The 5,763-nt window shown below is 55.9% G+C and carries 5 protein-coding genes; 1 reads left to right on the top strand and 4 read right to left on the bottom strand.

Going from position 1 to position 5,763, the window contains the following annotated elements; translation table 11 throughout:
- Together BLR51_RS26520 and BLR51_RS26515 are read right to left on the bottom strand one after the other, a co-directional pair.
- Positions 1-264 (bottom strand): transposase (locus BLR51_RS26520; RefSeq protein ID WP_131821841.1); only part of this gene is annotated, 264 nt, incomplete at its 3' end.
- An 850-nt stretch (positions 265-1,114) separates the two neighbouring features.
- On the bottom strand, positions 1,115-2,488 hold the full coding sequence (locus tag BLR51_RS26515; RefSeq protein ID WP_446000287.1) for an IS701 family transposase: 1,374 nt from the start codon (positions 2,486-2,488) through the stop codon (positions 1,115-1,117).
- An 83-nt stretch (positions 2,489-2,571) separates the two neighbouring features.
- Here BLR51_RS26515 and BLR51_RS26510 point away from each other — a divergent pair, with 83 nt between their 5' ends.
- Positions 2,572-3,597: an IS1595 family transposase gene (locus BLR51_RS26510; RefSeq protein ID WP_089852551.1), complete on the top strand. Its 1,026-nt coding sequence runs from the start codon at positions 2,572-2,574 to the stop codon at positions 3,595-3,597.
- 1,046 nt (positions 3,598-4,643) lie between these two features.
- Here the strand turns inward: BLR51_RS26510 and BLR51_RS26500 are convergent.
- Both BLR51_RS26500 and BLR51_RS26495 read right to left on the bottom strand, forming a co-directional pair.
- Positions 4,644-5,540 carry a hypothetical protein gene (locus BLR51_RS26500; protein WP_089852549.1) on the bottom strand — a complete coding sequence of 299 codons (897 nt, stop codon included), beginning with the start codon at positions 5,538-5,540 and terminating at the stop codon, positions 4,644-4,646.
- Positions 5,541-5,589: 49 nt separating this feature from the next.
- Positions 5,590-5,760, bottom strand: a complete 171-nt coding sequence (locus BLR51_RS26495; protein WP_207543707.1) for an integrase core domain-containing protein — start codon at positions 5,758-5,760, stop codon at positions 5,590-5,592.
- Positions 5,761-5,763 lie beyond the last annotated feature (3 nt).

The following is a 5,763-nucleotide window of genomic DNA, read 5'->3' as shown; positions in this document are numbered from 1 at the left end:
CTGGTTCAGGGTTTCCATGATGTCCTCCCACAGCCCTGCCAGTGTCCAGCGCCGGAACTGCCGGTAGACGCTGGACCATTTACCGAACTCTTCGGGAAGATCGCGCCACGGCGCTCCCGTGCGGGCGATCCAGAAAATCCCATCAAGAACAAGGCGGTGATTGGTCGGTTTGCGCCCGTTAGGCGCACGGACTGCCAGAATGAACCGTTCAAAGAACGCCCATTCTTCGTCCGACATAAGATTTCGTGCCAAGCTGGTCTCCATCGTAGACACCAGCTTGAATCATGCCTGTAGCACGATGTGAATCCCTTTTGTCAACACGGCCTAGAATGAAAGGTTTGAGCACTAAAAACCGTCGCACTTGGTTTTCCGATAGAGAAAAATCGGCGTCATAAGAAATGGGAGCATATACAGCCCCTGCCGTAACATCTTTATATCCAACACTAACCAGTGGGTCATATGTTTGTCCTGATAGGTCAGCCAACGTTTAGCAATCAGGCATGTCTTAGTTTACCTCCTCGATCGTTCCATCGAAATAAATTATAAAATTTGATCTTCCTGTCTCAATCATTTCAAATCTAAAGTCATTCATAAAGCTGATAAAAATAGGAAAGGGTGGCGCATAGAGGAATCGGTATGACCAGTTCTCAACCCCCCTTTGCGTACGCCTGATGAAGCATGTTTTGTATGAATAAAAATAGAAGACTGTAGCCACTTGGCAGTCGAGCCCCTCATCGTATCCTGAGCCAAGCGTCGCATTTTCAACTCTACTCTCTAAAAAATAATTTTCGTTTTTGATCTTGTTGTCAGCAAGAAATGCCAAGAGAGTATCTAGGGCCATCAGTAGAAAAACGGAAAGAATAGAAAGCTTAACAATTTTACGCTTCATCATATAAGCTTAAATTTTGCCTGCATTAGAAATTCTCGCAGCGATTTAGTTTCAGCGTGAACTACGCGTTCAAACTAGAACCGCTTCAATGGCCACGATATTAAACAGAAAGGGATGAGTTTTGTCAATAGTAGTGCCCGACATGAGTTCTATCCGCATCATCCGCTCAGTGCAGCGCTGTGTTTCTTGACGATATCACGGAGAAAGTCAGCTTCGATGAGCTTTTCACAGTGAGGGCATCGTATTGGTGGGGGTTTCGCGAATGCGTTGATGATGGCTTGCCTGACGGCTGGCATGGTCGGTTGCGGGGGTGGTCCGGGGACTCTTTTGTGCCCGTCCCGCGGCCTTGAGGCGGCGGGATTGCAGGAAGGCGTAGGCGGTCATCGTCATCAGGGCGTGTCGGTGAAGGCCGGTCCAGGACCGGCCCTCGAAGTGGTCGAGGCCAAGCTCCTCCTTGAGTTGCTGATGCGCCTGTTCGCAAATCCATCGGGCCTTGACGGCAGCGGCGAGCGCCTCGAGGCTGGTGTCAGCTGGCAGGTTCGAGGCGTAGTATTTCCGCTCGCCGGTCGCACGACGCTCACCGATCAGCCAGACCTCCTCATCTCCCGGCATGGCCTGCACGCGACCGTCGGCCATACGGTGTTTATGGCCATCGGCGATCCGGACGCGGGTTGCGGCGAACCGGCAGGTCAGCCTGCCTTTGGTGCCCCGCCGCCAGCTGAGCTTCCTCCATTTTTCACCTTCCAGCATCTGTTCGGCGGAAGCGGCCGTGCGATCCGGCAGGTGATATTTGCGGCGGCGCCCACGCCCGACCTCGGGAAAGATCAGTCCGACATCGACCGGATAGACGTTCTGGCGCCGCGACAGACCGACTGCCCAGGCGAGGCCTCGTGTGCTCAGCGCGTGGCGGAAAGGCCCGCTCGACCCGTAACCCGCATCGGCCAGCACGCAGCCGAAGCGGACGCCTGCGGCCCACACCCGGTCGATCTCCGCGATGGCGATCTCCGGTTTGCTCAAGGCGATCTGCCGGTCCTCCGGCACACGGGCGCGGGCCATGCGGACGGGATCGCCCGTCCAAGTCTCGGGCAGAAACAGCCGCAACCCCACCATCACCGGAACCTCTCCTGAGGCCAGCGTCAACGAGACCAGGGACTGGCAGTTCGCAGTCTTGCCCAGCGAGGACGCATATTGCGGCGCAACCCCGACCGAGCGATCCCCCTTCTTCGGCAGGCAGATATCATCGATGACCAGAAAGGCCTCATCGCCGCCAACCAGCCTGTCGGCCTCGGCCAAAAGTGCTGCCTCCAGCGGCGCACTGTCCCAGACCCCATCGGCGATGAAATGAAGCAGCTGGCCACCCCGTCCCGCGCCGCCATCGGCTGCACGCTCTTGCGGTCGCCCAGGCCGATCAGACCCGCGACATAGGCCGGACACATCCGCCCTCGCGTCTTGTGCCCAAGCGCCGCAACAAACGGTGCCAGCCAACCTTCCAGATCGTCCCGCCAGGTTCCCATAAACCGCCAGCCTGCCTATCCAAGAGAAAGCAGTCAATAGTGCAAACCACTGACACGGCGTAGCATTTCCGCGATTTCGCCTCATTTTTCGCTGTCTTTCGGTTTCTGCTTCGTTCGGCGGGCGTATGGCCAAGATTGTCCGTCTATCGGAACGAGTGGAGAAGCCTGATGATCGCCGAGCTCAGGTCGATCACGGACATCTGGAAGCGCATGCCGAGCGAGATGCACGCACGGCGGTTCCTGGAGCGGATCATCTGGTCCACTGGTCGGCACTGTCCCCATTGCGGGTCGTTTGCCTCCTCTGCACTTCGCGGCAGGACTTGTCGGCCGGGCCTTTATCAGTGTCGAGACTTCCGTCTTCAATTCACTGTCACAACGCTCACCCCGATGCAGGGCACCAAGCTCGATTTCCGGATCTGGATCTGCGCGATGTTTTTGGTGTTTACATCGAGTAAGGGCATCTCGTCAGTCGTGATGGCCCGGCTACTGGGAGTAAACCAGAAAACTGCTTGGAAGATGGGGCATGCCATTCGGGAAATGATGGATGACCGGAACGGTGAGTTGATGCCACTGGAAGATATTGTCGAGGTAGATGAGGCATATGTCGGCGGCGCACCGAAATCCCTCTCGGGAGCCTACAACCCGTCCGGTAAGGGCACTGGAAAGCCGATGATCTTCGTGGCGGCTTCGCGCGACGGACAGGCACGCGCAAGGGTCGTCCCCAATGATCAGCGGGCGACACTCGAACTGGTTCTCCTAGAATGGATCGACCCGGCGACAACTAACCTTATGACCGATGGCAGCAAGAGCTATCGAAGTCTGGGAAAGACCATGGCTGATCACCAGTATGTGATCCACAGCCAGAAAGAGTATGCCAATCCGGAGACCGGCGCCCATGTGAACACGGCTGAGGCCGTGATCTCCCAAGTGCAGCGTGCCCTTGTCGGAGTTTACCACAACCTCGGCCGAAAACACCTTCAACGATACTTGGACGAGATCGTCTGGCGATGGAACCACCGCGAACCTGTCCGGGAAGTGGTCAAGCAATGGAGGACGAAAGCCGGTATCGAACGGGACAAATCGACAACGATCTGGCGCCCGATCCCGGTCGTTGACCAGATGCACGTGCTCCTTCAGAGTGCGGTCGGTAAACAGGTGCGGCGATCCAAGGAATATGGTTTATGCTGGCCGTGAAAATTATCCACCCAAGAAGCTGAGCCAATGCGAGTTTGTCGTGTAGTGGCATTGGCCACAGTATTTTTTCTCGCTGGATGTGGTGGCCACGTTGAGAGTGAAATCCTTCGGCTCTTAGCAGAAGCTCTGCCGGAGAGTGCCGAGCCACGACTTCAGTCGACTTGCCACAGCTTTCTGGGTCTCGGCCCCGCAGTGGCGTTGTTTGAAGTTCCTCTGCAAGATCAGATTGGTGCCCTTGCCTTTACACAAAATGATACATGGGCCCGTCATCAATCTCTGCCCGAGTTTGTCGAACAGCATGGCACTTCTCGTGGCCCTGGATTGGGCGCTACCATCCTCGACGGTAAAGAGTGCATACGAAAACTCAGTGAGGATGCCGACACCATACTCTTTGAGGGCAGCCCGGGCCTTTATTTTTCCTCGGGCGACGAGCGCGTCGTCATAATCCTATTTGACGAGCCTCGGGGAACCGGAGCGATCTTTATCCAAGCGCCGTAGTTAGACGTTCAGCCTCCGCCCGCATGCGATTTTGTCGGCGCTGGAGCGCTTGCTTTGTTTAGTGGATAAGCGGGGCCGCCAGCCTCCCTCAATGCTGGCTCCCTATGAATCACCCAAAAACGTCCCCAGTGAATCCGGTGAATATCAGATCAGCGAAAATCTGCCTAAGTAGTGCTAGCCAGATTTCAAAAGAATGCAGGCGTCGTCGTGTGGCGTCATGATCGTGGTGTGCAATTTAGCCCTGGTAACGCTTACACGAAAATTTTGACGAGCCTGGGAAAGGTCGCCGCCTCCCTTGTTCTCGCGGACGATCCGATCCGGGTTCGCCTTGACCTCCCCGCCGACCCGCACCGGCCATCCTTCGAAGATAATCACTTCGTCGAACTGTAGCGGCCCGCCAGCTTCCGGACGAAAATGGCACAGCTTCCGGACGAAAATGTTGGAGGCCGGGCCGCTACAGGTTAGCGACCCCATGGCCTTGGCGGGCGGAGGGCCAGCTGAGGCAGGGAAATCTATGCCTAACGAGCCCTGACGAGCGACGCTAGGCTTCAACTCTGCGTCCCAAGCTCAGAGAACCCGGCTAAACGTGGTACGTCCACGTCCTGCCATCCACGTCCGAGAGTTGGAGATTTAAGGGATTTGTCAGCAAAGGACTGCAGAAGCTCATCGAGGGGGGCTCGACTTTCTACCCCCAAGATCTTGAGCAACACGTCGAGGTCGCGCTTGGATCGCGCGCGAGCAAAAATTGTGAACGCACGATGACCAAATTCGAGGGCACTTAACGTACGAGGATACCATCCACGTATCATCTCACCACGATGCAAGTTGCTCCGGAGGAACAATACAAAGTCCGCTTCCATCAGCTGCTCGAACCTGATGCCCGTACCCACCGAGCGCTCCTTGAGCAGCGATACGTCAGGCGCCGACAAGTTAAGCCGAAGCTTCGAATTTCGAAATTCTAGCAAACGGTCTGAGTAATCGAACGCGACATACGAGATAACCTCCAAGCCCCCATACTCCGCACGGACATGATCGTAATATGGTTTGCGGAGCAGTATTTCGAGAAGATCGACACGGCCTTCCTCGATAAGGATCGCACTTGCGTAGAGGAAGAGCTCGCGAGCGAAGAAGCGGTAGTTGTCGAAATCGAACTCTCTGTAGCGGCCGCTATCACGCGTTGCTTGGAAGGTCGGCAAAAGTTTCTCGAAAACCGAATGCAGTGCATCCCCAAACCTCAAGTTATCCGGGCCACGAGCTATCGCCCGAACGAGTTCAATGATCTCGTTGCGGTAGGGCAGGAAGGAACTAAAGTTGTCAGAAATTTCATCGGAGAGAGGATCGACATCCACGGAGATCCTGAACGCTGGAAGCTCCTTGGTCAGCCTGTCGAAGTAATCTTGCGCAGCAGAAAATGCGTGTGGTTTCACATTTTGCACTGCATCCAAGGCACGTCTATGAGCTACTCCCCATCTCTTGGACAGGATCTGGCGTAAATTAAGCTACTCGCTGCACCTGCTGATCGGGTTGGTTGATATCATTTCTCTGCCAGTAGACCAGCGCCGGAGGCTGGCCGCCCAGGGCTGAATGCGGGCGCTGATGGTTGTAGAAGGTCATCCACTTCCGGATGGCCGCCTTTGTCTCCGAACCGGTCTCCCAGGCATGCAGGTA

The sequence above is a fragment of the Salipiger marinus genome, from assembly GCF_900100085.1.
Lineage (GTDB): Bacteria > Pseudomonadota > Alphaproteobacteria > Rhodobacterales > Rhodobacteraceae > Salipiger > Salipiger marinus.
This window is presented reverse-complemented; position numbering and strand designations above follow the sequence as displayed.